Origin of the sequence: Amycolatopsis sp. MEPSY49 (assembly GCF_051337345.1) — a bacterium.
GTDB lineage: Bacteria > Actinomycetota > Actinomycetes > Mycobacteriales > Pseudonocardiaceae > Amycolatopsis.
This window is the reverse complement of record NZ_JBDLYJ010000013.1, coordinates 73,220-94,824: the sequence shown is the minus strand read 5'-3', so window position 1 is coordinate 94,824 and position 21,605 is coordinate 73,220. Positions and strand designations below refer to the sequence as shown.

19 protein-coding genes and 6 pseudogenes are annotated in these 21,605 nt (G+C 72.5%); 9 read left to right on the top strand and 16 right to left on the bottom strand.

Annotated elements, in window-relative coordinates; genetic code table 11:
• Positions 1-111 precede the first annotated feature (111 nt).
• A pseudogene (locus ABFJ78_RS40095) lies at positions 112-1,026 on the bottom strand (MFS transporter); the annotation flags it as partial.
• Positions 1,027-1,048: 22 nt separating this feature from the next.
• Here ABFJ78_RS40095 and ABFJ78_RS40090 point away from each other — a divergent pair.
• Entirely contained in the window at positions 1,049-1,570 is a 522-nt protein-coding gene (locus ABFJ78_RS40090; RefSeq protein ID WP_436392856.1) for a CGNR zinc finger domain-containing protein, read from the top strand.
• Here the strand turns inward: ABFJ78_RS40090 and ABFJ78_RS40085 are convergent, their stop codons facing one another.
• From ABFJ78_RS40085 to merB, 5 genes are read right to left on the bottom strand one after another with little or no spacing between them, the layout of a single operon-like run.
• Positions 1,571-2,350 carry an LLM class F420-dependent oxidoreductase gene (locus tag ABFJ78_RS40085; RefSeq protein WP_436392687.1) on the bottom strand — a complete coding sequence of 260 codons (780 nt, stop codon included), beginning with the start codon at positions 2,348-2,350 and terminating at the stop codon, positions 1,571-1,573.
• Positions 2,347-3,273, bottom strand: coding sequence for a phytoene/squalene synthase family protein (locus tag ABFJ78_RS40080; protein ID WP_436392686.1), 927 nt, complete (start codon positions 3,271-3,273; stop codon positions 2,347-2,349). Before ABFJ78_RS40080 ends, ABFJ78_RS40085 begins: the two co-directional genes overlap by 4 nt.
• The gene (gene crtI / locus ABFJ78_RS40075) at positions 3,270-4,751 is read right to left on the bottom strand and encodes a phytoene desaturase family protein (RefSeq protein WP_436392685.1); all 1,482 of its coding nucleotides are present in this window, start codon (positions 4,749-4,751) and stop codon (positions 3,270-3,272) included. The genes ABFJ78_RS40080 and crtI overlap by 4 nt, the downstream gene beginning before the upstream one ends.
• Position 4,752: 1 nt before the next feature.
• Complete coding sequence (locus ABFJ78_RS40070; protein ID WP_436392684.1) at positions 4,753-5,844, bottom strand: polyprenyl synthetase family protein; 1,092 nt, start codon at positions 5,842-5,844, stop codon at positions 4,753-4,755.
• Positions 5,845-5,904: 60 nt separating this feature from the next.
• A complete protein-coding gene (gene merB, locus ABFJ78_RS40065) occupies positions 5,905-6,597 on the bottom strand; it encodes an organomercurial lyase (RefSeq protein ID WP_436392683.1) in 693 nt (230 codons plus the stop codon).
• A gap of 49 nt (positions 6,598-6,646) precedes the next feature.
• On the opposite strand from merB, the gene metF reads away from it, so the two are divergent.
• Together metF and ABFJ78_RS40055 are read left to right on the top strand one after the other, a co-directional pair.
• Entirely contained in the window at positions 6,647-7,531 is an 885-nt protein-coding gene (gene metF, locus ABFJ78_RS40060; protein WP_436392682.1) for a methylenetetrahydrofolate reductase [NAD(P)H], read from the top strand.
• Between the two features lie 24 nt (positions 7,532-7,555).
• Positions 7,556-7,755: pseudogene (locus tag ABFJ78_RS40055) on the top strand (transposase); the annotation flags it as partial.
• Positions 7,756-7,808: 53 nt separating this feature from the next.
• On the opposite strand, the gene ABFJ78_RS40050 reads toward ABFJ78_RS40055, so the two are convergent.
• The 4 genes and pseudogenes from ABFJ78_RS40050 to ABFJ78_RS40035 all read right to left on the bottom strand — a co-directional run.
• Complete coding sequence (locus ABFJ78_RS40050) at positions 7,809-8,138, bottom strand: cold-shock protein (protein ID WP_436392855.1); 330 nt, start codon at positions 8,136-8,138, stop codon at positions 7,809-7,811.
• Positions 8,139-8,156: 18 nt separating this feature from the next.
• Positions 8,157-8,273, bottom strand: a pseudogene (locus ABFJ78_RS40045) (cold-shock protein); the annotation flags it as partial.
• A gap of 97 nt (positions 8,274-8,370) precedes the next feature.
• A pseudogene (locus ABFJ78_RS40040) lies at positions 8,371-8,688 on the bottom strand (cold-shock protein); the annotation flags it as partial.
• 30 nt (positions 8,689-8,718) lie between these two features.
• Positions 8,719-8,916 (bottom strand): annotated as a pseudogene (locus ABFJ78_RS40035) (cold-shock protein); the annotation flags it as partial.
• A gap of 194 nt (positions 8,917-9,110) precedes the next feature.
• Between ABFJ78_RS40035 and ABFJ78_RS40030 the strand changes: the two are divergent.
• Positions 9,111-10,793, top strand: a complete 1,683-nt coding sequence (locus ABFJ78_RS40030) for a DUF885 domain-containing protein (protein ID WP_436392681.1) — start codon at positions 9,111-9,113, stop codon at positions 10,791-10,793.
• Between the two features lie 72 nt (positions 10,794-10,865).
• Here ABFJ78_RS40030 and ABFJ78_RS40025 read toward each other — a convergent pair whose 3' ends face one another.
• Positions 10,866-11,840 (bottom strand): AraC family transcriptional regulator, encoded by a 975-nt coding sequence (locus tag ABFJ78_RS40025; protein WP_436392680.1) that lies wholly within the window; start codon positions 11,838-11,840, stop codon positions 10,866-10,868.
• Between the two features lie 129 nt (positions 11,841-11,969).
• On the opposite strand from ABFJ78_RS40025, the gene ABFJ78_RS40020 reads away from it, so the two are divergent.
• Positions 11,970-12,683 (top strand): SDR family oxidoreductase, encoded by a 714-nt coding sequence (locus ABFJ78_RS40020; RefSeq protein ID WP_436392679.1) that lies wholly within the window; start codon positions 11,970-11,972, stop codon positions 12,681-12,683.
• Between the two features lie 38 nt (positions 12,684-12,721).
• Here ABFJ78_RS40020 and ABFJ78_RS40015 read toward each other — a convergent pair whose 3' ends face one another.
• From ABFJ78_RS40015 to ABFJ78_RS40005, 3 genes are all read right to left on the bottom strand, one after another.
• Positions 12,722-14,362, bottom strand: coding sequence for an AMP-dependent synthetase/ligase (locus ABFJ78_RS40015; protein ID WP_436392678.1), 1,641 nt, complete (start codon positions 14,360-14,362; stop codon positions 12,722-12,724).
• A gap of 34 nt (positions 14,363-14,396) precedes the next feature.
• Complete coding sequence (locus tag ABFJ78_RS40010; RefSeq protein WP_436392677.1) at positions 14,397-15,503, bottom strand: alpha/beta hydrolase fold domain-containing protein; 1,107 nt, start codon at positions 15,501-15,503, stop codon at positions 14,397-14,399.
• Positions 15,504-15,658: 155 nt separating this feature from the next.
• Positions 15,659-16,246 (bottom strand): QsdR family transcriptional regulator, encoded by a 588-nt coding sequence (locus ABFJ78_RS40005; RefSeq protein WP_436392676.1) that lies wholly within the window; start codon positions 16,244-16,246, stop codon positions 15,659-15,661.
• A gap of 44 nt (positions 16,247-16,290) precedes the next feature.
• On the opposite strand from ABFJ78_RS40005, the gene ABFJ78_RS40000 reads away from it, so the two are divergent.
• Together ABFJ78_RS40000 and ABFJ78_RS39995 are read left to right on the top strand one after the other, a co-directional pair.
• On the top strand, positions 16,291-17,373 hold the full coding sequence (locus tag ABFJ78_RS40000; protein ID WP_436392675.1) for an NADP-dependent oxidoreductase: 1,083 nt from the start codon (positions 16,291-16,293) through the stop codon (positions 17,371-17,373).
• Positions 17,374-17,631: 258 nt separating this feature from the next.
• Positions 17,632-18,498 carry a DMT family transporter gene (locus tag ABFJ78_RS39995; protein ID WP_436392674.1) on the top strand — a complete coding sequence of 289 codons (867 nt, stop codon included), beginning with the start codon at positions 17,632-17,634 and terminating at the stop codon, positions 18,496-18,498.
• A gap of 195 nt (positions 18,499-18,693) precedes the next feature.
• Here ABFJ78_RS39995 and ABFJ78_RS39990 read toward each other — a convergent pair.
• Both ABFJ78_RS39990 and ABFJ78_RS39985 read right to left on the bottom strand, forming a co-directional pair.
• A pseudogene (locus ABFJ78_RS39990) lies at positions 18,694-19,242 on the bottom strand (GNAT family N-acetyltransferase); the annotation flags it as partial.
• A complete protein-coding gene (locus ABFJ78_RS39985) occupies positions 19,239-19,751 on the bottom strand; it encodes a YbaK/EbsC family protein (RefSeq protein ID WP_436392673.1) in 513 nt (170 codons plus the stop codon). The gene ABFJ78_RS39985 and the pseudogene ABFJ78_RS39990, both read right to left, overlap by 4 nt.
• A gap of 213 nt (positions 19,752-19,964) precedes the next feature.
• Here ABFJ78_RS39985 and ABFJ78_RS39980 point away from each other — a divergent pair, with 213 nt between their 5' ends.
• Positions 19,965-20,843 (top strand): SAV_6107 family HEPN domain-containing protein, encoded by an 879-nt coding sequence (locus ABFJ78_RS39980; protein ID WP_436392672.1) that lies wholly within the window; start codon positions 19,965-19,967, stop codon positions 20,841-20,843.
• Positions 20,833-21,603 (top strand): maleylpyruvate isomerase family mycothiol-dependent enzyme, encoded by a 771-nt coding sequence (locus ABFJ78_RS39975; protein WP_436392671.1) that lies wholly within the window; start codon positions 20,833-20,835, stop codon positions 21,601-21,603. The genes ABFJ78_RS39980 and ABFJ78_RS39975 overlap by 11 nt, the downstream gene beginning before the upstream one ends.
• Positions 21,604-21,605 lie beyond the last annotated feature (2 nt).

The window sequence follows — 21,605 nt, the reverse complement described above, 5'->3', positions numbered from 1 at the left end:
CGCCGCCAGCGGGCCGGCCAGTGCCGCCCCCGCCGCCAAGCCGGTGATCTTGACGCTCGCCGCCGTCGTGAACACCTGAGCCCGCACGTGCTCCGGCGCTTCCCGGTGGCGGATCGCGAACAAGGCCGTGAGCTGCGGTCCTTCGGCGAGCCCGGCGATCGCGGCGGCTGCCACCAGCGAGACGGTGCCCGGGCCGACGGCCGCCAGCGCGGCGCTCGCGGCCAGGACCAGGGTGCTCAGCCAGACGGTCCGGTCCGGTGGCCACGGCAGCGGTTTCCGCGTGAAGACCGCGTTGGCCAGCAGGGACGTGACCGCGAGAACGGCCAGCAGGAGAGCGCCGTCTTCTGGGCCGCGTAGGTGAGCCGCCCCGAGCAGGGGGTAACAGACGGTGACCATGCCGATGCCGGCGCAGGAGATCACCGACGCCGTCGTCGCCCGCCTCAGCGGGACGTTGCGCACGAGGACCGTGAAGCCGTCCCGGAGGCGGGTTTTCCGCTGGGGGCGTTTCCGCGGGAGGAGCCAGGCGACCGGCGTGGCCGCCGCGACCAGGACGACGGCCAGTCCGAGGCCGATCGGGCCGCCGAGGAGCCCGGCGAGGCCGGGACCGGCGAGGGCGGCGGCGGTGAAGGTCAGGGCGTCGAGGCGGCTGGCTTTCGGGACTTCCTTCCCGGCGACGGCGGGCAGCTGAGCCGTCCAGCCGCCGGCGATGGCCGGGTTGAGCAGGCCGGTCACGACGGCGATGGCGACCACGCTCGCGAGCGGCAGGTGCCCGAACGCCGTGGCGATGACGGCGAGCCCGCCGGCGTACCCGGCGAGGGCGACGGCTAAGAGCCGGCCGGGCTTGGTACTGCGATCGAGGAAGGTGCCGAAGACCGGGCCGCCCACGGCGGCGGCCGCGGTCAGCCCGGCGAGCAGCGCCGACCCGGTGTGCGGACCCGCGGTGAGCCCGAGCAGGAGCAGCGCGGGGCCGGACAGCTCGTCGCCGGTCCGCGCGAGCGTCGCGCCGGCCAGGTAACGCCTTAGCATGGTCGAGACGTTACAGTGGGGCATGGCCTTTCCGCACCGGGATTCCGTGCAGCGCGCGGTCGACCTGCTGGGTGTGCTGCTGGTTTCGGACCCTGCGCCGGCGGCCGTCGCGGAGGTTCTGCGTGCCCACGGCGAACCGGACGTCCGGCTGTCGGCCGCGGAAGTCTCTTCGTTGCAGGTTGCTGCTCGTGAACTGCGTGAAGTGTTCGCGGCACCCGACGTGGCTTCGGCGGCTTCGGTGCTCAACGCGTTGTTCGCGGCGTACGCGGGGCCGCCGCGCTTGACGGACCACGAAGAGGGCTACGGCTGGCACCTGCACGTCGACGCGGCGGACGACGGGCCGTGGGGAGCGTGGCTGGTGACGTCGTCGGCGCTCGGGCTGGCAGCGCTGCTGGCGGAGCGCCAGGACGTGCCGGGCGGGTTGTGCGCTTCTCCGTCGTGCGGGAAGCCGTTCGCCCACACGGGCGGAGGAAGTCCGCGGAAGTTTTGCTCAGCCCGGTGCGCGACGCGGGAACGGGTCGCCGCGCACCGGGCGCGAGCGTGATCAGCTGCTGGTCTTGTCGCGCCAGGCGATCCACTTCTTGAGGGCGTCCAGGTCGTAGTCCGGGCCGCCGACGCCGACCGTGAACGTCGTGACGCCCAGGTCCAGCAGCTTCGGGCCCAGCTCGTCCGGCTCGCCCTGGACGCCGCACGACCGCTCGATCTCGCCCGGGTCGCGGCCGACGTCGGCGCAGTGCTGGTCGAGGATCTTCACCTTGCGCTCGACGACCTCGGGGTCGCCGAAGCCGTGCCAGATGTCGCCGTGCTTGGCGACCAGCTTGAGCGTCTTCTTCTCGCCGCCGCCACCGATCAGGACCGGGATCTTGCGCGTCGGGGCCGGGTTCAGCTTGCCCAGGCGGGACTCGATGCGGGGGAGCGACTCCGCGAGGTCGTCGAGGCGGCCGCCCGCGGTGCCGAACTCGTAGCCGTACTCGTCGTAGTCCTTCTCGAACCAGCCCGAGCCGATGCCGAGGATGAGCCGGCCGCCGGAGATGTGGTCGACGGTCCGCGCCATGTCCGCCAGCAGCTCGGGGTTGCGGTAGCTGTTGCAGGTCACCAGCGCGCCGATCTCCACCCGGGACGTCGACTCCGCCCACGCGCCCAGCATCGTCCAGCACTCGAAGTGCAGGCCGTCGGGATCGCCGTACAGCGGGTAGAAGTGGTCCCAGTTGAAAACGATGTCGGCGCCGAGGTCCTCGGCGGCCGACGCGGTGCGCCGGATGGTGTCGTAGTCGGCGTGCTGCGGCTGGAGCTGCAGGCCGATCCGGATGCGTCGTTCGGTCATGATCGCAGCCTACGACCGCCTCGGAACGTCTCGCGCGCCCAAACCGTGGCCAATGGTGGTAGTGCCACCACCAGCCTGCGCGAGTTCGGGACCACCGCCCGCCGCGTGAGGATGTCGTAGTCCAGGGCCACGATCTCGTCCAGGATGCCCTCGTACAACGTCAACGCCGTTCGCACGCACGGCCGCGATTCGGGACGCAGCAACGCAACCCCGGCTTCGGCCCGCCGGTACACCGCCCGCGTCCGCGCGACGAAGTACGCCAGCGCCGCCCGGATCCGCGGGTCCGGCCGCTTCTCCTCGAGCAACGAGCGCGAGACGCCGAAGGCCGCCAGTTCTTCCGAAGGCAGGTACAGCCGCCCCCGGTCGAGGTCTTCGCCGACGTCGCGCAGGAAGTTCGTCAGCTGGAACGCCTCACCCAGCGCGACGGCCCCGGGCTCGGCGTCCGCCGGCGGGCCCACCGTGCCGAACACCGGCAGCATCTGCAGCCCGATCACCGCGGCCGAGCCGTACATGTACGCGCCCAGCTCGGCGAACGTCCGGTACTCGACCGGCGAAAGGTCCATCCGCATGGACTTCAGGAACGCGTCGAACAGGTCGCGCGCGATGCCGTAGCGCCGCACCGTGTCGGCCAGCGCCACGAGCACCGGGTCGTCCGGAGTGCCGCCGTCGTAGACGACGTCCACCATCGCCGCGACGCGGTCCAACGACTCGGCCGGGTCGCTGCCCGGCTCGGGGTTGTCGACCAGTTCGTCGGCCATCCGCGCGAAGCCGTAGAGCGTGTGCGCGGCCGGCCGGGCCCGCGCCGGCAGCAGGCGCGTCGCCAGGAAGAACGTGCGTCCGTACTGGGCGTTGATGCGGCGGCATTCCGTGTATGCGGCCCGCAGGTCCGGCGAGTGGATGCCCGCGGCGTCGAGTTCGTTCACCGGCCGGTGATCCTTTCCGCTGCCAGTCGTCCGGAGATGAGCACGGGCGGGATGCCGACGCCGGGCGTGGTGCCGCAGCCGGCCAGCACGACGTTGCCCGCCGCCCGCACCAGGTTCGCCGGCCGGAACGGGCCGGTCTGCGCGAACGTGTGCGCCAGCGAGAACGGCGTCCCGGCGGCGAGCCCGCGCGCCGCCCAGTCCGCCGGGGTGATCGTCTCGTCGACGGTGAACTCGTCGCCGAACCCGGTCAGCCCGCGCGCTTCGAGCGTGCGGAACAGCTCGTCGCGGTACGGCTCGCGGACGCGGTCCCAGTCGATCTTGCCGCTGCGCAGGTTCGGCGCGGGCGCGAGCACCGAGACGATCTCGCCGCCGCGGCCGGCCAGCCCCGGGTCGGTCGCCGTCGGCCGCGTGACCAGCAGCGACGGGTCGCTCATGAGCTTGCCATCGCGGATGATCTCGGCGAACGTCCGCTCCCAGGCGTCGCCGAAGAAGATCGTGTGGTGCCCGAGGTCCCACTTCGCGGTGGTCCGCCCGTGCAGGACGACGGCCGACGGCGAGTAGCGCAGCGGCACGGGCCGCCGAGGCCGCGCGCCGATGAGCCGGTACGCCGCGGTCAGCTCGGTGGCCAGCACGACGGCGTCGCACGCGATCCGCTCGCCCGAGCGCGTCCGCACCGCGCGCACCCGCGAATTCACCCGTTCGAGCCAGGCGGCTTCGGTGCCGAACCGGACGTCGGCGCCCGCCCGCGCGGCCGCGCCGGTCATCGCCCGGCCGATCTCGCCCATGCCGCCTTCGGGGTAGTAGACGCCGCCGACGGTGTCCATGTAGGCGATGACGCCGTACGCGCCGATCGCGCTCGCCGGGTCGAGACCGGCGTAGAGCGCCTGGAAGGTGAAGAGCCGCCGGACGCGCTCGTCGAGCAGGTAGCGGCCGACGCGCGGGCCGAGCCGCCCGAACCCGCCCAGCGCGGCGAGCTTCGCCAGCTCGGGGCGGGCCAGGTCGAACGGCGAATCGAAGTTCGTCCCGATGAACCGGTCCTTCTGCACCGCGTACAGCTCGGTCAGCCAGCGCCGCAGCGCCCGGTAGCCCGCCGCCTCGCGGCCGCCCGCGAAGGCGCGGATCTCGGCCTCCATGGCGTCGCCGTCGGTGTGCAGCGCCAGTTCCGAGCCGTCCGCGAACCGCGCCCGGTACGCCGGGTCCAGCCGGGTCAGACGCAGGTTCTTGGCCAGGGGCTCGCCGACCGCGGCGAACGCCTCTTCCAGCAGCTCCGGCATGGTCAGCACGCTCGCGCCGGTGTCCACGGCGTTGCCGTCGAAGTTCTCCTGCCCGGCGCGTCCGCCCGGGGTGTCCGCCTGTTCCAGCAGCGTGACGCGCCGGCCGGCGCCGAGCAGGTGCAGGGTCGCCGAAAGCCCGGCCAGGCCGGCGCCGATCACGACGACGTGGTCGGCCGCCCCGACGGACCTCCTGCTCGTCCGCACGTCAGTACGTCCGCTGGGTGGCCTTGACGACCAGCCCGGTCAGCGCCCCGGGCGCGGGCTCGGCCAGGTGCGCGCGGTCCAGCGCGGCCATCGCCGCGGTCGTCAGCTCGTCGATCCGGCGCTCCACGGCGTCGACCGCGCCGACCTGCTGCAACGCCATCCGCACGGTCTCGACGCCTTCGTCGGAGAGGTCCGCGTCGCCGATCGCGTCGGCGATCACGGTGGCCGCGGCCGGCTCGCCCTTCTCGGCGGCGAGCTGCAGGCCGAGCGCGACGAGCAGCGTGCGCTTGCCCTCGCGCAGATCGTCGCCGGCGGGCTTGCCGGTGACCGACGGGTCGCCGAACACGCCCAGCAGGTCGTCGCGCAGCTGGAACGCGACGCCGACCTCGCCGCCGAACTCGAGCAGCGTGGCGATCAGTTCCGGGGAGGCGCCGCCGAGCGCGGCGCCGAGGTGCAGCGGCCGCTGCACGGTGTAGGCGGCGGTCTTGAGCCGGTCGATCTTGAGCGCGGCCTCGACGGAGGCGTCGCCGGTGGCCTGCGTGCGGACGTCGAGGTACTGCCCGGCGAGGACTTCGGTGCGCATCGCGCGCCAGGCCGGGCGCGCCGCGGCGAGCGTCTCGGCGGGCAACGGCGCGTCGGCGAACATGTCGTCCGCCCAGGCCAGCGCGAGGTCGCCGACGAGCACCGCCGTGGCCAGCCCGAACGTCGCGGGGGAGCCGAGCCAGCCCCGGTCGGCGTGCAGCTTCGCGCCCGCGATGTGCACGGTCGGGAAGCCGCGGCGGGAGTCGGAGGAGTCGATGAGGTCGTCGTGGATCAGCGCGCACGCCTGGATCAGCTCGAGGCTGGCCACCGCCTGCAGCACGCCTTCGGCGTCCGCGCCCGCCGGGTCGCCGCCCGCGCCGCGCCAGCCCCACCAGGCGAACGTCGGGCGCAACCGCTTGCCACCGTTGAGCACGAACCCGCGCAGCGCGTCGATCCCCGCGGCCACGGTCGGTTCGGTGCCCAGGATCTCGGCGCCCGCCCGATCGAGGAACCCGGCCAGCGCGCGCTCGACGTGGGCGGGCAGATCGGCGTCGGTGACGGGCGCGTTCATCCCGCCATCCTCGCCGAACCCGCGGGGCCGCGGGCCGCCGGGGCACCCGGATGTGGCGAATCAGACTCCGGCCGTGGCCGGGGCCCAGAACGGCCCGGTCAGGCCCGCCTCGGCGAAGTAGGCGACCGCGCTGTCCGGCTCGCGCCGCCGGTAGCCGCGCTCGAGCCGGCCCGCGTACCAGCCGCGCGCGAGCCGCCAGAGCGTGACGAGGTCCATCACGTACCCCTTGGCCTGCCCGGTCGCCGCGAGCCAGGCGTCCACACAGGACTCGCAGCAGAACAGCCGCTGGTTCCCGCAGGTGTGCAGCACGTCGTCCCACATCCGCGAGGCCGGCACCAGGAAGTGCGCCACCTGGGCGCCCTCCGGTGGCTCCGCCCGGTTCACGACCAGGGCGTGCGGCTGGCCGCAGCCGGGGCAGCGGGTCGCGACGAGCACCTCGGGCTCGTCGTCGACCAGGTGCGGGATGGCGAACGAGTCCCACGCGCAGCCGCCCCACCACAGCGTGTGCGAACCCATCACGGAGAACCCGAGCGACTTCGCCGCGAACGGGTGGGCCAGCACGACGTGCTCGCACTCGTCGAGCACCAGGTGGTGGGCGTCGGCGAGGCGGTGCAGCGCCTGCTTGGCGACGGCGAGCGACCCGCCCGCCGCGTCGGCCAGCTCCGGCCCGGTCGGCGCGCGGCCGCGGTCGGCGAAGGCGTGGTAGACGGCGAGGCGCACGTCCTCGTCCCAGCTGGCGTCGTCGTACCTCATCGCTCACTCCTGTATCGAGTCTAAAGCCAGGGCCCTTAACATTCGAGGTATGACGTCGGTGATCGAGCGGTTGCGAGGAGACGGGCCGAAGTTCTCCATCGAGTTCTTCCCACCCCGGGACGCGGCGGACGAGGCCGTCCTGTGGAAGGCGATCCGGGAGCTCGAGCCGTACGACCCGGCCTACATGTCGATCACCTACGGCGCCGGCGGCTCCAGCCGCGACGGCACGATCCGCAGCATCGCCCGGGTCGCGACCGAGACGACGCTGGTGCCGATGGCGCACCTGACCGCGGTCAACCACTCCGTCGCCGAATTGCGGAACGTGATCGGCTGGTACGCCTCCGTCGGCGTCCGCAACATCCTCGCGCTGCGCGGCGACCCGCCGGGCGACGTCTACGGCGACTGGATCCCGCACCCGGAGGGCCTGACCTACGCCGAGGAGCTGGTCCAGCTGGTGCGCTCGCTCGGCGACTTCTGCATCGGCGTGTCGGCCTACACCTACGGCCACCCGCGCTCGGCCGACCTCGAGACCGACACGAAGTACCTGGTCAGCAAGCTGCGGGCGGGCGCCGACTTCGCGATCGCCCAGCTGTTCCACGACGCCGAGGACTTCCTGCGCCTGCGCGACCGGGTCGCCGCGACCGGCTGTGACGTCCCGGTGCTGCCGGGCGTCATGCCGCTGACGACCATGCGGACCCTGCAGACGACGATCAAGCTGTCCGGCGCCCCGGCGCCCCGCAAGCTGCTGGACCGGCTCGAACCGCTGGCCGACGACCCCAAGGCGTTCCGCGCGGCGGGCATCGACGTGACCACCGAGCTGTGCGAGAAGCTGATCGCCGAAGGCGTGCCGAACCTGCACTTCTACACGTTCAACCGGTCGAAGGCGACGCGCGAGGTGATCGCGCGGCTGGGGCTCGTCCCGGCCCGTGCTTAAGACCTGGTCTCAAAACTTAAGGGCGTGTCACTGCGACCAGCGCCGCGCGGTCCGGGTGGGCGGCCCCGGATCGATGACCGTGCCGCGCTGGAGGGGATCTTGTTCGTGCTCGACACCGGCTGCCGCCGGCGAGACCTACCCGAGCAGCTCGGATGCGGTTCCGGGCACACCGCGTGCGGCGGTTACGTGAGTGGCAGGACGCCGGCGTGTGGGACCGGCTGCACCATGAACGAGCACTCTCGTCGGGAAGTGATCAGCCATCGGTGGGGCCGCCTCTTCAGAGGCGTTCGATGCGGTCGGCCTGCGGGCCCCGGTCGCTCTGACGCACCGCGTACCGGACCCGGTCACCCTTCTGCAGCGGCTCCGACCCCATGACCACGGACACGTGGGCGAAGAGATCGTCGCCGCCTGCGTCCGGGGTGATGAAGCCGAAGCCGCGGTCGGCGTCGTAGCGCGCGACGACGCCCTCGCCGCCTCGTACGGGCACGTCCCGCGCCGCCGGCCCTGCGGCCGCGGCAGGTGCCGACCGCTGCGGCGCCGTCTGGGGCTCGGCGCCCCGGACCAGGTGCACGTCGCGGGCCTGCGGGCCCTTGTCTCCACTAGCCACTTCGTAGGCGACGCGGTCGCCCTCCGCGAGCCACGTCAGCCCCTCGGCCAGGGCCCGGGCGTGAACGAAGACGTCCCCGGCGCCGGAGTCGGGGTTGATGAAGCCGAAGCCCTTGTCCTCGTCGTACCAGGCCACCGTGCCGTCGGCACCGTCCGCGATACCAGCCGCAGCANCGGTCGCCCTCCGCGAGCCACGTCAGCCCCTCGGCCAGGGCCCGGGCGTGAACGAAGACGTCCCCGGCACCGGAGTCGGGATTGATGAAGCCGAAGCCCTTGTCCTCGTCGTACCAGGCCACCGTGCCGTCGGCACCGTCCGCAGTACCAGCCGCAGCGGGTGAGCCGGCCCCTGCTCCCAGCGGGATCACGTGCCCGGCCTGCGGGCCGCGCTCGCCTTCGACGATCAGGAAGGCCACCCGCTGCCCCTCGGTGACCACGCCGCCGGTCACGATGGCGGAGCTGTGCACGAAGATGTCGGCGCCGCCGCCGTCCGGCGACGCGAAGCCGTACCCCTTGGCCGGCTCGTACCAGTTGACGGTGCCGAGCAGGCCCACGGCGCTGCCGGTGGCCGCATCGGCGGTGACGCGAACGCGCAGCGCCTGGGGCCCGCGGTCGTTCTCGCCGACCTCGAACACGACGGCCTGACCCTCGCGGAGCACTTTCGCGCCGCCGTCCCCGACGATCTCGGAGGCGTGCACGAACACGTCCGGCGAGCCGTCCTCGGGCGCGAGGAAGCCGAAACCACGTTCGGCGTCGAACCAACGGACGGTCCCTTGCGGCATCAACGGCTCCAGGTCGAGAGGGCGGGCACTGGCCCCCAGTCTCTCTGACAGACCTCCGGTCCGTCGGGCCGGGCCCACAGGCGGGCGGTGCGGAGCCAGGGGCGGGCCGCTGGTTCACCTGGCGACACGCCGAGTTTTGAGACCAGGTCCAAGTACGTACCAATGGGTCCTGGTGGCCCGGTAGCGTGCGGCGCATGGCTTCTACTGCTTCCGACGGCGTGCACGGCATCTGTGACCGCTACGTCGACGACTACGCGGCCGCGGACCCGGTCGCCGCGACCGCCTACGGCATCAAGGGTCACGACGACCGGCTGACCGACTACTCGGCGGACGGGTTCGCCGAGCGCGCCGGACTGGCCGCGCGGGCGCACGCCGCCGTCACCGCCACCGAGCCGCGCGACGCCGCCGAGCGCGCCGCCAAGGCCGTGTTCACCGAGCGCGTCGGGCTGGAGCTGGAGATCCACGAGGCCGGCCTCGACGTGGCGAGCCTGAACGTCATCTCCAGCCCGGTGCAGGAGCTGCGGATGGCGTTCGACCTGATGCCGCTGGAGACCGAAGAGGACTGGTCGACGGTGTCGGCCCGCCTCGGCGAGGTCCCGCGGGCGCTGGCGAACGTGCGCAGCGGCCTGCTGACGGCGTCCGACGCGGGGCACGTCGCGGCGTTGCGCCAGGTCGGCAAAGTCGCGGAGCAGTGCGAGACGTGGGCCGGGCTGAAGGACGAGACGGGCTACTTCACCCAGCTCGTCAGCGGCGCGGCTCCGCAGTCGCTCGCGGCGGACCTCGCGCACGGCGCGCGGGCGGCCGAGGAGGCGTTCGCGGAGTTCGCCGGGTTCCTGCGGGCCGAGCTGGCCCCGAAGGCCCCGGTGAAGGACGCGGTCGGCGAGGACGTCTACCGCCTGTGGTCGCGGTATTTCGTCGGCGCGGCCCTGGACCTGCGCGAAGCGTACGAGTGGGGCTGGGCGGAGTTCGCGCGCATCGAGTCGGAGATGCGCGCGGTCGCGAACCGGATCAAGCCGGGCGCGTCCCTGGCGGAGGCGGCGGCGGTCCTGGACGCCGACCCGCGCTACCGCGTCCGCGGCCGCGCGGAGTTCGAGGCGTGGATGCAGCACCTGTCGGACGAGGCGATGAAGTCGTTGCGCGGCAAGCACTTCGACATCTCCGACCGCGTGATGGCGTTGGAGTGCAAGATCGCCCCACCGGGCGGCGGCGTCGGCGCGTACTACACGGGCCCGAGCGAGGACTTCAGCCGCCCGGGCCGCATGTGGTGGTCCCTCCCGAGCGGCCGCGACGAGTTCTCGACGTGGCGCGAAACGAGCACGGTGTACCACGAGGGAGCACCGGGCCACCACTTGCAGATCGCGACGGCGGTGGACCAGTCCGAGAGGCTGAACAAGTACCAGCGCCTGATGGCGTTCACGTCGGGCCACGCGGAGGGCTGGGCGCTGTACGCGGAGCGCCTGATGGAGGAACTGGGCTACCTGGCCGACGACGGCGATCTGCTGGGGATGCTGTCGGAGCAGCTGTTCCGCGCGGCCCGGGTCGTGGTCGACCTGGGGATGCACCTGGAGCTGGTGATCCCGTCGGGGACGGGGTTCCACGAAAGTTCGCGGTGGACGCCGGAGCTGGGCCTGGAGTTCATGCTGACCCGGACGATCACGGACCAGGCGCATGTCCGCGACGAGATCGACCGGTATCTGGGCTGGCCCGGCCAGGCACCGGCGTACAAGATCGGCGAGCGGCTGTGGCTGGCGGCGCGGACCGAAGCGCAGGGGCGCGCGGGGGCCGGGTTCGACATCAAGCGGTTCCACACGGAGGCTCTGCGGATGGGCGGGATGGGGCTGGACACGTTGCGGGAGCAGCTGGCCCAGCTGGACTGAGGTCTCGAGGGATCGGGCGGGGCCCGGTCCCTCAAGCCTCGTCCGGCGGTGGTTTCCGGGTTCGCGGCCGCACTACGACGTCGACAGCGCGGGCGCGGGCGCCCACGCCCGCGGGCCTTCGAGCGCTGCCTCGCGCGCCCGCGCGCGGTATCGGCCCGGCGCGTCGCCGTGGGCACGGCTGAAGGCCCTGCTGAACGCGGGGAGCGAGGTGTAACCGACCGCGGCGGCGACGCTTTCGACCGTGTCGTCGGTGTCGCGCAGCCGGACCGCGGCGAGGTCCATCCGCCACTGCGTCAGGTAGGCCCCGGGGCTCTGCCCGATCGCCGGCGGGAACCTGCGGGCGAGCGTCGCGCGGGACACCGAGATCGCCGACGCCAGGGTGGTCGCGGTCCAGGGCCGGGACGGCTCACGGTGGATGCGTTCCAGCGCCTCTCTGACCACCGGATCGGCCAGCATGCCGAGCCACGTCCCGTGCTGCTCGGCGGGGCAGGTCGCGAGCCAGGCCCGCAGCACCTGGATCAGCATGATGTCGGCGAGGCTGTTCAGCACGGCGGCCGTCGCCAGCTGCGGCTGGGCGAGTTCGCGGCCGAGCAGGCGCACCGCGTCGTCGAAACACGCCGCGCCGGTATCGGCGCGCACGTGGACCAGCGGCGGAAGCGCGCGCAGCACCTGGGTGCACACCGCGGGGTCGTGGTCGTAGTGCATGGTCACCAGCCGGGTCCGCGCCGGCGCCGACCCGATCGTGACCGTCTCGCCGGACTCGCGGGCACGAGCGGCGCCCTCCGCGTCGCAGGCCTGGGCCGTGACGCCGGGCGCGCTGACGAGCGTGTGCACGGTGCCTGCCGCCAGCAACACGACATCGCCGGTGGTGAGCTCGCGCGGCTCCGCGCCGTCCACGATCAGCCACGCGCTGCCGGACGTGATCGCGTGCATCGTCTCGCCGGGGCAGTCCTCCAGGCGGATCCCCCACGTGCCACCGGCCTCGATCCGGGTGCCGATCGTGCCCCGGACACCGGAAACGGCGAGCACGTCAGCCAGTACGTCCATGGCCTGCACGGTACTCAAAATTCTCGCGGAGTGAGGCAGACGGCTAACTATCTGACTCGATCAGCCATCGTTCGCCGCTTCGCAGGCCCATACGTTGGTGATACGGCACAACTGCGAAGAGAGGGAACAATGCAACTGCGTGGAGCCACCGCACTCGTCACCGGAGCCAACCGGGACCTCGGCAGGGACTTCGCCCGGGAACTGCTGGAGCGGGGCGCGGCCAAGGTCTACGCCACGGCACGCCGCCCGGAGCTGGTCGATCTCCCGGGCGTCGAGGTGCTGCCGCTGGACGTCACCGACCCCGCGTCGGTCGCGGCGGTCGCGGCCGCCGCCGGGGACGTCACCCTGCTGGTCAACAACGCCGGAGTCTCCTACGGCGTCAACCTCGTCGACGGGGAGCTGAGCAAGATCCGGGCCACCCTCGACGTCCACCTCTACGGCACCCTGGCGATGATCCGGGCGTTCGCGCCCGTGCTGGGCCGCAACGGCGGCGGCGCGATCCTCAACGTGCTGTCGAACCTGTCGTGGCTGAGCTACGACGGGAACAACGCCTACGCCGTCGCCAAGTCCGCGGAGTGGAGCCTGACCAACGGCGTCCGGCTGGAGCTGGCCGGTCAGGGCACGCTCGTCAGCGGCCTCGTCTTCGGCCCGACCGCGACCGCGACCATGCTCGAGCACGCGGCCGACGCGGTGATGAACGATCCGGCGGACATCGTCCGGACCGCGCTCGACGGGATCGAGGCCGGCACGACCGAGATCATCGCCGACCGGTTCGGCGCGGAGGCGAAGGCCGCGCTGTCCGGGCCGCCCCGCGGATTCGTCCTGGAGACGGTTTCCCGCTGACGGCGGGCGAGCAGGCCGACGTGTTCCGGTCGGCCTGCTCAACCATCCCCCTGGTGGTAGAGGCCCTCGATCACGCCGGAGTACTTCTCGTCGATCACCCGGCGGCGCAGCTTCATCGTGGGGGTGAGTTCGTGACCGGGCAGCCACTCGGCGTCCAGGACGGCGAACTTCTTGATCTGCTCGACGCGCGCGAGACCCGCGTTCGCGGCGTCGATCTGTGCCTGGACGGCGGCTGACACGGCCGCCTCGGTGTCGCCGGGGCCGAAGGCCGCGCGATTCGGCACGACCAGGCACACGTTGTAGGGGCGCCGATCCCCGATGACGCACACCTGGCTGATCGCACGACCGGCGGTGAGCACGGCCATCTCGATGTTCGCCGGGGACATGTTCTTGCCGGCCGCGTTGATGATGAGCTCTTTCTTGCGGTCGACGATCCACACGAATCCGTCGCCGTCGATCCGCGCGACGTCACCGGTGTGGAACCAGCCGTTCGCGTCGATCGCTTCCGCCGTCTTCTCGGGCAGGCCACGGTAGCGGCGCATGAGTTGAGCGCTTCGGACGAGAAGCTCACCGTCGTCGGCGAGCGCGAGTTCGACGCCACTCAACGGCTTGCCGACGCTTCCCGGCCGCCGTCCGGCCGGCGTGCTGATCGTGACCAGGCAGGACACCTCCGACATCCCCAGCACCTCGCAGAGCGGGAGACCGACGGCGTCGAAGAACTCCACGACACTCGGCGGTGTGGGCGCGGCGCCGGTGTTGACCCACGTGGCAGCGTCCAGTCCGAGGCGTTCGCGGACGTGAGCGGCGAGGGCCGGGTTCCCGCGTACGTCCGAAATGAGGTCGCCTTCGTATTCTTTTTCTGCTCGGACCTTCAGCTTTTCCCAGATCCGGGGAACCGCGCCGAAGATCGTCGGACGGACCTCCGCGATCGCCTCGAACAACTCGGACGCATCAGCGACCGACGTCACCGTATTGCCGTAGGTCATGAAGGCCGAGTAGTGCGAAGCCCACCGGTCGGCCACGTGAGCCGCCGGCAGAAAGCTGATCTGGCGGCCGCCGCCGCTCAGCGGCAGGGCCGAATGCACGCCACGGAGCTGCTCGAGCATGCCCCGGTGCGTCAGTTCGACGCCCTTGGGCGGCCCCGTGGTTCCCGACGTGTAGATCAGCGTCAGGAGATCATCCGGCCCCACGCCGGCGGACGAGAGGTCGAAATCGGTCGTGTCCGCGGCGAATTCCGCCGCGAGCTCGTCGATCACCAGCACGTGCTCCAGCGGAGTGTCCAGTCGCCGGGTTGCCGCCACCGCGCTCGAGAAGGCTGGTTCCGTCACGAGGAGACGTGCCCCGGAATCGACGAGGACGTGTCTCAGCTGCTCGGCCGGCGCCGTGTTGTAGAGGCTGAACGGCACGGCGCCGAGGAACATGACAGCGGCGTCGACGACGTGGAACTCCGGCCGGTTGCGCAGCAGGAGGGCCACGACGTCACCGCGACCGACACCTCGCTCCCGGAGACGGCCAGCCACCTCACCGATGCGGGCCAGCACCTGGCGGTACGTCCACCCGGCCTTCGACTCGGGTGACCGGAGGGCCGGCTGGTCGAGTCGCGAAGAAGCGGTCGCGAGGAATACCTCGCACAACGAGGTGGACTGCTCCAGCCGGGCAGCGGGTGAACTTTGCGACACGAACCTTCCTTCACCGGTCGACGTGCGTTCGCGGTCAGTTCCCGCGCGCCCGCTTCGCGAATCCCACGACGTCGGCGACGGCCGCCTCCGAGCTGGCGCCGATGTAGTGGCGGAAGATGACCTCGGCACCGTGGACGATGCCCAGGTTCACCCGTGCCGACACCGCGACGCCGGCTCGCGCGAGCTTGCGGGCGAAGGCGATGCCCTCGTCGCGCAGTGGATCCAGCTCGTTGACCGAGATCACGAACGGCGGTAACCCGCGCAGATCCTCTTCGGTGGCGTAGTAGGGCCAGGCGATGGGGTCTTCGATGTGCTCACCGTGCGGGTCGTAGGCGCGGACGAGGAGATCCATCATGCCGGTCTCGATGAAGTACCCGTCGTTCTCGATCAGCGAAGGCAGCTCGGCGAGCCGCCGTTCGCGGTCCCACCCGTAGCCACCGCTGATGTACGGAACGCTGGCGTGGACGCCGTCGATGGCGTCGATTCCGCGCCGCTTCGCGAGCAGTGCCGTGGCGATCGCCAGGTTGCCGCCGCCCGACTCACCTTGGGTGACGACCGACGAGAGGCCCAACTCGCCCCGGTGTTCGTGGACCCACACCGCACCGGCGAGGCAGTCCTCGACGCCGGCGGGGAAGGGGTCGTGGGTCGCCGCGGTGCAGGCATTGCGGAAATCGACCATCACGACGACCGCGCCGGCGAGGGCGAGGTCGGTGCACCAGCGGCGGTGCACCGGGTTGTCGGTGGTCAGGATCGCCATGCCGCCGCCGTGCGTGTAGACGACCCCGGGCAAGGGGCCTGCCACGCCACGCGGCCGGAAGATGTGCAGGGTGATCTCGTTGCCGTCCACGCCGGTGATGCTCGCGGTGCTCACGTCGACGTCGTCGCGGTCGCCGGGCAGGGACAGCTCGATCGTCTCGTACAGCGCCTGGAACCCGTCGTGCGCGGCGCGGACGGCCGCCAGCACGGTCTCGAGGTCGTCGGACGAGGAGACGGGCGGGGGAGCTCCGGTGACGTCGAGTCCGACGGCGGCGAGGCCGGCGAGCATCGCCGGGGAAAAGCGCTCGTCGCTCGCGGGCGAGCGGGCCTCGTCGCCGAGTCGGCCGGGCAGTCCGGGTGAGGTTCGGAACGGGGTCGCAGTCATGCCCACCTCATCGTGGTCTCGGTCACAGTGCTCGCCACTGTAGGTCGAGGTGTTACATTTGGCAATGAGTAACAGGCGTCCCGCTGGGCCGCTCTCGGTCGAGGAGGCGCACGATGCTCGGGCCAGTCCCCCGCCTGCCGCACCTCTCGCGGGCGCTACGTCAGCAGGACCCGGACCGCGACGCCGACCTTGCTCGCGTCCGGCTCGCCGTCGCAGATCAGGTCGACGTAGCAGAACGACTCGGCGATGCGGACCAACAGGTAGGCGAGGTCGTCTATCGGCATGCGCTCGGCGCTTTCCGGGAGCTCCTCACGCAGCAGCTCGGCCACGTACGCGATGAAGTTGCGCTGCAGGCAACTGCTGCGGGTGGTCAGGATGCGAAGGGCGATCTCGCCCTCCTGGCGCAGGAACGCGCGCAGGAACGGCGCGTCGAGCACCGTCGCGATGAATCCCTCGAGCGTGCCCGCCACGACGTCGACACCCGATCCGGTCGACAGGTCCCGGGCTCGATCGAGCGCGTTCTCGGCCAGCGCCCAGTTGATCGTCCCGATCAACTGGTCCCGGCTGCCGACCCAGCGGTTGATCGTCATGCGGCTGACGCCGAGTTCGTCCGCGAGCGCCCGCATCTCGATGCGCTGGCTGTTGATGAACCACTTGCGCGCCAGGCGAACCGCCGCGTCCCGGCCCGGTGGCTCCGGCGTGCGCGTGCCGTCGTCGTCGTCGGGGAGGGCGGCTTCGGGCACGGGTCGATGCTACTCGTGGGCTTTCCCGTGGAGAGGCGCGTCGCGTGAAGAACACCAGAATCGTCCTGGCGGCCCGGCCCGACGGCGAACCGGCGGACAGCGATTTCCGGCTGGAGTCGTCGTCGACACCGCGGCCGGGGCGCGGGGAACTGCTTCTGCGCACCATCCACCTCTCGCTGGACCCGTACATGCGAGGGCGGATGAACGCGGCGCGAACGTATGTGGAACCGGTGGAGCTGGGCGCGGTCATGGTCGGCGCGACGGTGAGCGAGGTGGTGGAGTCGGCCGACGACGCCTTCGCTCCCGGGGACATCGTTCTCGCCGATTCGGGGTGGCAGGAGTTCGCCGTGGCCGCGGCGAGCCGGGTGCGCCGGCTGGATCCGGCCGTGGCGCCGATCACGACGGCGCTCGGTGTCCTGGGCATGCCGGGCTTCACCGCCTACGCGGGCGTGACGGCGATCGGGAAGCCGACGCCGGGTGAGACGCTCGTCGTGGCGGCCGCGACCGGCCCGGTGGGCGCGACGGTCGGCCAGATCGCCTCGGCCTTCGGCGCGAAGACGGTGGGGATCGTCGGAGGAGCGGCGAAGGAGGCAGCCGCTCGCCGCTTCGGCTTCGACGCGGTCATCGACCGCAAGGCGGGGGAGCTCGGCGAGGCGTTGGACACCGCGGCACCCGACGGGATCGACGTCTACTTCGAGAACGTCGGAGGCGCGGTGTGGGACGCCGTCCTGCCTCGGCTCAACACCTACGCGCGGGTGCCGGTGTGCGGCCTGGTCGCCACGCTCAACGGCCCGGCGGCCACCTCCGGCCCGGCTCACTCGCCGTCGCTGATGAGAACCGTGCTGACCAAGAGCCTGACCATCCGGGGGTTCATCCAGGACGAGTTCCGGGAGTCCCTGGCGACGTCCTTCACCGCCGACATGACCAGGTGGGTCCGGGACGGGCAGGTCACCTACCTCGAGGACATCACGCCGGGACTGGCCAACGCGCCCAAGGTGTTCCGGGGAATGCTGCGTGGCGAGAACCTCGGCAAGACGATCATCCAGGTGGGCGACGATCCCACGATCCGCGACCGGGGCGCCCGACGGGCCGCGGGTCCACCGCGCCGGCCGGGACGGGGCTCATGATCGCCATGGAGAAGCGCTCGAGCGCAGCCTGCTCGTTCGGGGGCTGCGGGCCACCAAGCCGCCGGAAAACCGGTGGCCGCGCGCCCGTCCCCGTCGTTAAGTTGCTCCCCGTGCGCCGGATTCTCTTCGTCACCCCGCCGCCCCGCGCCTGAGCGGGGTGGTCCCTCGCCGCGTGGCCGCCAGGCCCGCGGCTGATCTGTCGTGCACAACCGCCCCGCGTCGTCGAACTCCCTTTTCCTTCGACGCAGGAGCGTTCCCTTGCTCGTTCTTCCCACGCGCGCCCGTTCTTCGGCCGCGCTCGTTCTCGCCGGGGTCCTCTGGGGCACCGGTGGCCTCGCCGGCTCGCTGCTCGGCCAGCTGGCCGGCCTCCACCCGCTCGCCGTCGCCACCTACCGGCTGCTCGTCGGCGGGGGGATCGCCACCCTGGCCGTCCTCCTCAAAGGCGGCACCTTCCCGCGTACCGCCGAAGCCGCGAAACGGCTCCTCGCCGTCGGCGGGCTGTTCGCGCTGTTCCAGGCGAGCTACTTCGCCGCCGTCGCGTTCAGCTCCGTCAGCATCGCGACGATGACCACGATCGGCGCCGCCCCGGTCTTCGTCACGCTCGCTTCGGTGCGGAAACCGGGCCGCTGGACGCTTGTCTCGGTCGCCGGCACCCTCGCCGGTCTCGTCCTGCTGCGCTGGTCACCCGAGGAATCCGCCCACCTCGTCGGCGGCCTCGGCTTCGCGCTGCTCGCGGCGGCGGGCTTCGCGGCACTGACACTGCTCACCGCGAAACCGGTCATGGACCCACTGGCCACGACCGCGTTCGGCTGCCTGATCGGCGGCCTCCTGCTCACCCCCGCGGCGAGCTGGACGGGCCTGGCGCTTCCCCTGCACGCCGACGTTCTCGCGGTGGTCTGCTACCTCGGCGCGGTGCCGACCGCGCTCGCCTACGCCGCGTACCTGCGCGGCCTGGCGACGGCGCATCCCGTGCTGGGCGCGCTGTCGGCGGTGCTCGAGCCGTTGACCGCCACCATCCTGGCCGCGCTGCTGTTCGGTGAACGGCTGAGCGTCACGGCCTGGTGCGGCGCCGCCGTGCTGGTCGCGGCGCTGGTGATCGGGTACTGGCGGCCCGAACCCCGGTAGCCGGCGCTGCCCCTCGGCTCAGCGCGCGTCGAGGGGCAGCGCCCGCCCGAGGATCGCGAACGGCCGCGGGTCGCCGGCGAAGTGGTAGTCGCGCAGGACGTCGACGAACCCGGTGCGGCGGTAGAGCTTCCACGCCCGGCTGGTGCCCTCGGGCGTCGACAGCAGGACGTTCGCGCTCGGCANGGGGCCCCCCCCCCGCCCGAGGATCGCGAACGGCCGCGGGTCGCCGGCGAAGTGGTAGTCGCGCAGGACGTCGACGAACCCGGTGCGGCGGTAGAGCTTCCACGCCCGGCTGGTGCCCTCGGGCGTCGACAGCAGGACGTTCGCGCTCGGCACGCCGTCGAGCAGGCCGCGCAGCAGGTCCTCGCCGATCTGGTGGCCCTGGTTCTCCGGCTTGACGTGGATCTCGGTCAGCTCGAAGTAGTCCGACAGCCAGCGCTCGGCCGCTTCGGGGCCGAACCGGCGGCTCAGGCCGTGGCGGACCTGCTCGTGCCACCACTGCCCGGCCCGGCCGCGGTAGCCGTAGGCGAGCCCGAGCAGGACGTCGTCGGCGTCGAGGGCGGCCATGCAGCGCCAGCCCTCACGCAGCGCGTGGGTGAGCCACATCGGCGCGCGCTGCTCGGCGGTGCCCGCCGGGTACCGCATCGCCCGGACGTAGATGTCCAGGGCTTCGGGCAGGCGCGCGCGGAACTCGTCCGTCGAGAGCTGGACGTAGCGGGAGCAGCCGGCGGGCATCGCGGTCACAGCGATCCATCTTCCTCCGCGCCGTCGAGCGCGCCGGGGGTGCCCCCGGTCAAGGCGACCAGCTCGGCGAAGGTGGTCGGGTAGACGGTCTTCGGGTGCCCGGCGGCGGCCCACACGACGTCGTGGGCGCGCAGCGCGGTGTCGACGAGCGTCGGCAGCGGGGAGGGGTGCCCGGTCGGGGCGACCCCGCCGATCGGCTGCCCTGTGTGCGCCCTCACGAAATCGGCGTCGGCCTTGCCGATTTCGCCCCCGGCCAGGCGTTCGAGGGTGGCCGGATCGGCCCGGTGGGCGCCCGACGTCAGGGCGAGGAGCGCTTTTTTGTCGGACCCCAGGCGGAAGATGAGGCTGTTGGCGATGGCGCCGGTGGGCACGCCGAGCGCTTCGGCCGCCTGAGCGGCGGTCCGGACTTCGGCGGGCAGCACGCGGATGCCCTCGGCGGCGGCGTGCTGCCCGGCTTCGGCCAGCGCGGCCGCCACCTTGGCGACGGCGGGATGGTCCAGCGAACTCATGAGCCTATGAGATCACGCCACCGACCTGGTGTCCCGCGGGATTCCACCCCTGGGGTTGAGCGGACGCCGGGTGGAGGGTTACTCTGGATTTTGTTCGAACAGACGTTCGACATCGGTGAGCGCGCACCGGTCAGGTGCCCGGCTCCGGGGCGGGGGAAGCGTCTCGGCGCCGGGCACATGATCGGGCTCACCCAGCGCAGGAGGAGGGTCGTCATGTCCGTCAAGGTCGTGTCCCCCACGGAGTCCGGGCAGCCGCCGCTGCCCATGTCGCTGCGCCCGCACATCGGGCGGTCCCCGCTGCGCCCGTCGGTGTCGTCGGCCCCGCCGGTCCCGGGTTGCGTGGAGCCCCGCAAGCCCCGGCGGCGCCCGGTGGACGCCGGCCAGCCCGAGCTGCCGATGACGCCGGAGCCGGCTGCCGAGCCGGTGCGCCCGCCTGCTGCGCCGGTCGCCGGCGCTGAGGCCGCGGAGCCGCGGATCGAGCCGTCGCACCCGACCGTCACCGATGCGGAGTCTCCGTCGCGTCCCGCGGCGTCGGTCGCCGAGCCCGAGCTGCCGATGCCCGTGCACCAGCCTGCCGCGGCTGCGGAGCCGTCGTCGCGTCCGGCCGCCGCGCCTGAGCTGCCGATGCCCCTGCACCCGCCAGCCGCCGATGGCGATCGCGAGCAGTCCCAACTACCCATGTCCCTGCGCCCGCCCGCCCCGCCCGTGGCCGCCGGCCTGCTCGCCCAAGCCCGGCGCGGGCTCGCCGAAGCCGAGCGCGAAACCGATCCCGTCGAACGGTTCGTCGGCGCCTACCTCGCCGCCCTGCGCGGGGCCGCCGCCGTGCTCGCCGCCCGTGGCCGTCCGCACCGGGGGCGCGCCCGGCCGGCCAGCACCTGGATGCTGCTCGACTCCGTCGCCCCCGAACTGCGCGAATGGTCCGCCTTCTTCGCGAGCAACTCGGCCGCGCGCGCCGCCGCGCAGGCCGGGATCACCGGCAAGGTCACCGCCGAGTCGGCCGATGGGCTGGTGCGTGCCGCCACGCCGTTCCTCGAACTCGTCCGCCGGCTCGTGCACGGCCTGCCGATCACCGGGGAAGCCCATGTCGCGTGAGCACGGCCCGGTCGACCAGGGGCGGCTGCTCACGGCGTTGGGAATCGAAGGCCGGGTGCTGGCCGAAGCCGTCCGCGCGGCGCCGCTCGAAGCGCCGGTGCCCGCCTGCCCCGGCTGGTCGCTCGGCGAGGTCGCCCGGCACGTCGGGAGCCTCTACCGGATGGTCCGGCGCCGGCTGGCCGACGGCCGCGGCCCGGACGACTGGCAGCGCGACCCCGAACCGGGCCAGAGCCTGGGCGAGTACCTGGAAACCGGGCTGACGGAGCTGCTCGACGAGCTCGCCGCGCACGATCCGGAGGACCACGCCGACACGTGGTGGCCGGCGGACCCGACGTACGGCTTCTGGCGACGGCGGATGCTGCACGAAACCCTGGTCCACCGCGTCGACGTCGAGCAGGCCGCGGGCGCCGAGCCGCGCGGCATCGACGAAGACCTCGCGATCGACGGCATCGACGAGGCGCTCACGCTGTGGTTTGGCCAGAAGCTGCCGATGCTGGGCCTGACCGGCACGAAAGCGGGCTCGGTCGGCGTGCGCGTCGGCGCGCACAGCTGGATCGCGCGCGCCGGACCCGACGTGACGGAGGCCTGGCGCTGTTCGGCCGAGGAAGCCGAGGCCGCGGACGACGTCGTCACGGCCGGCGAGCCCGAGCGCGTCTACCTGTGGTTGTGGGGCCGGTCGTCCCTGACCTCGGTGAGCGTCCGGGGTGTGCACGACCAGGCGGCCCAGCTCTGGGCGCTGCTGCGGCTCGCGACCCGATGACT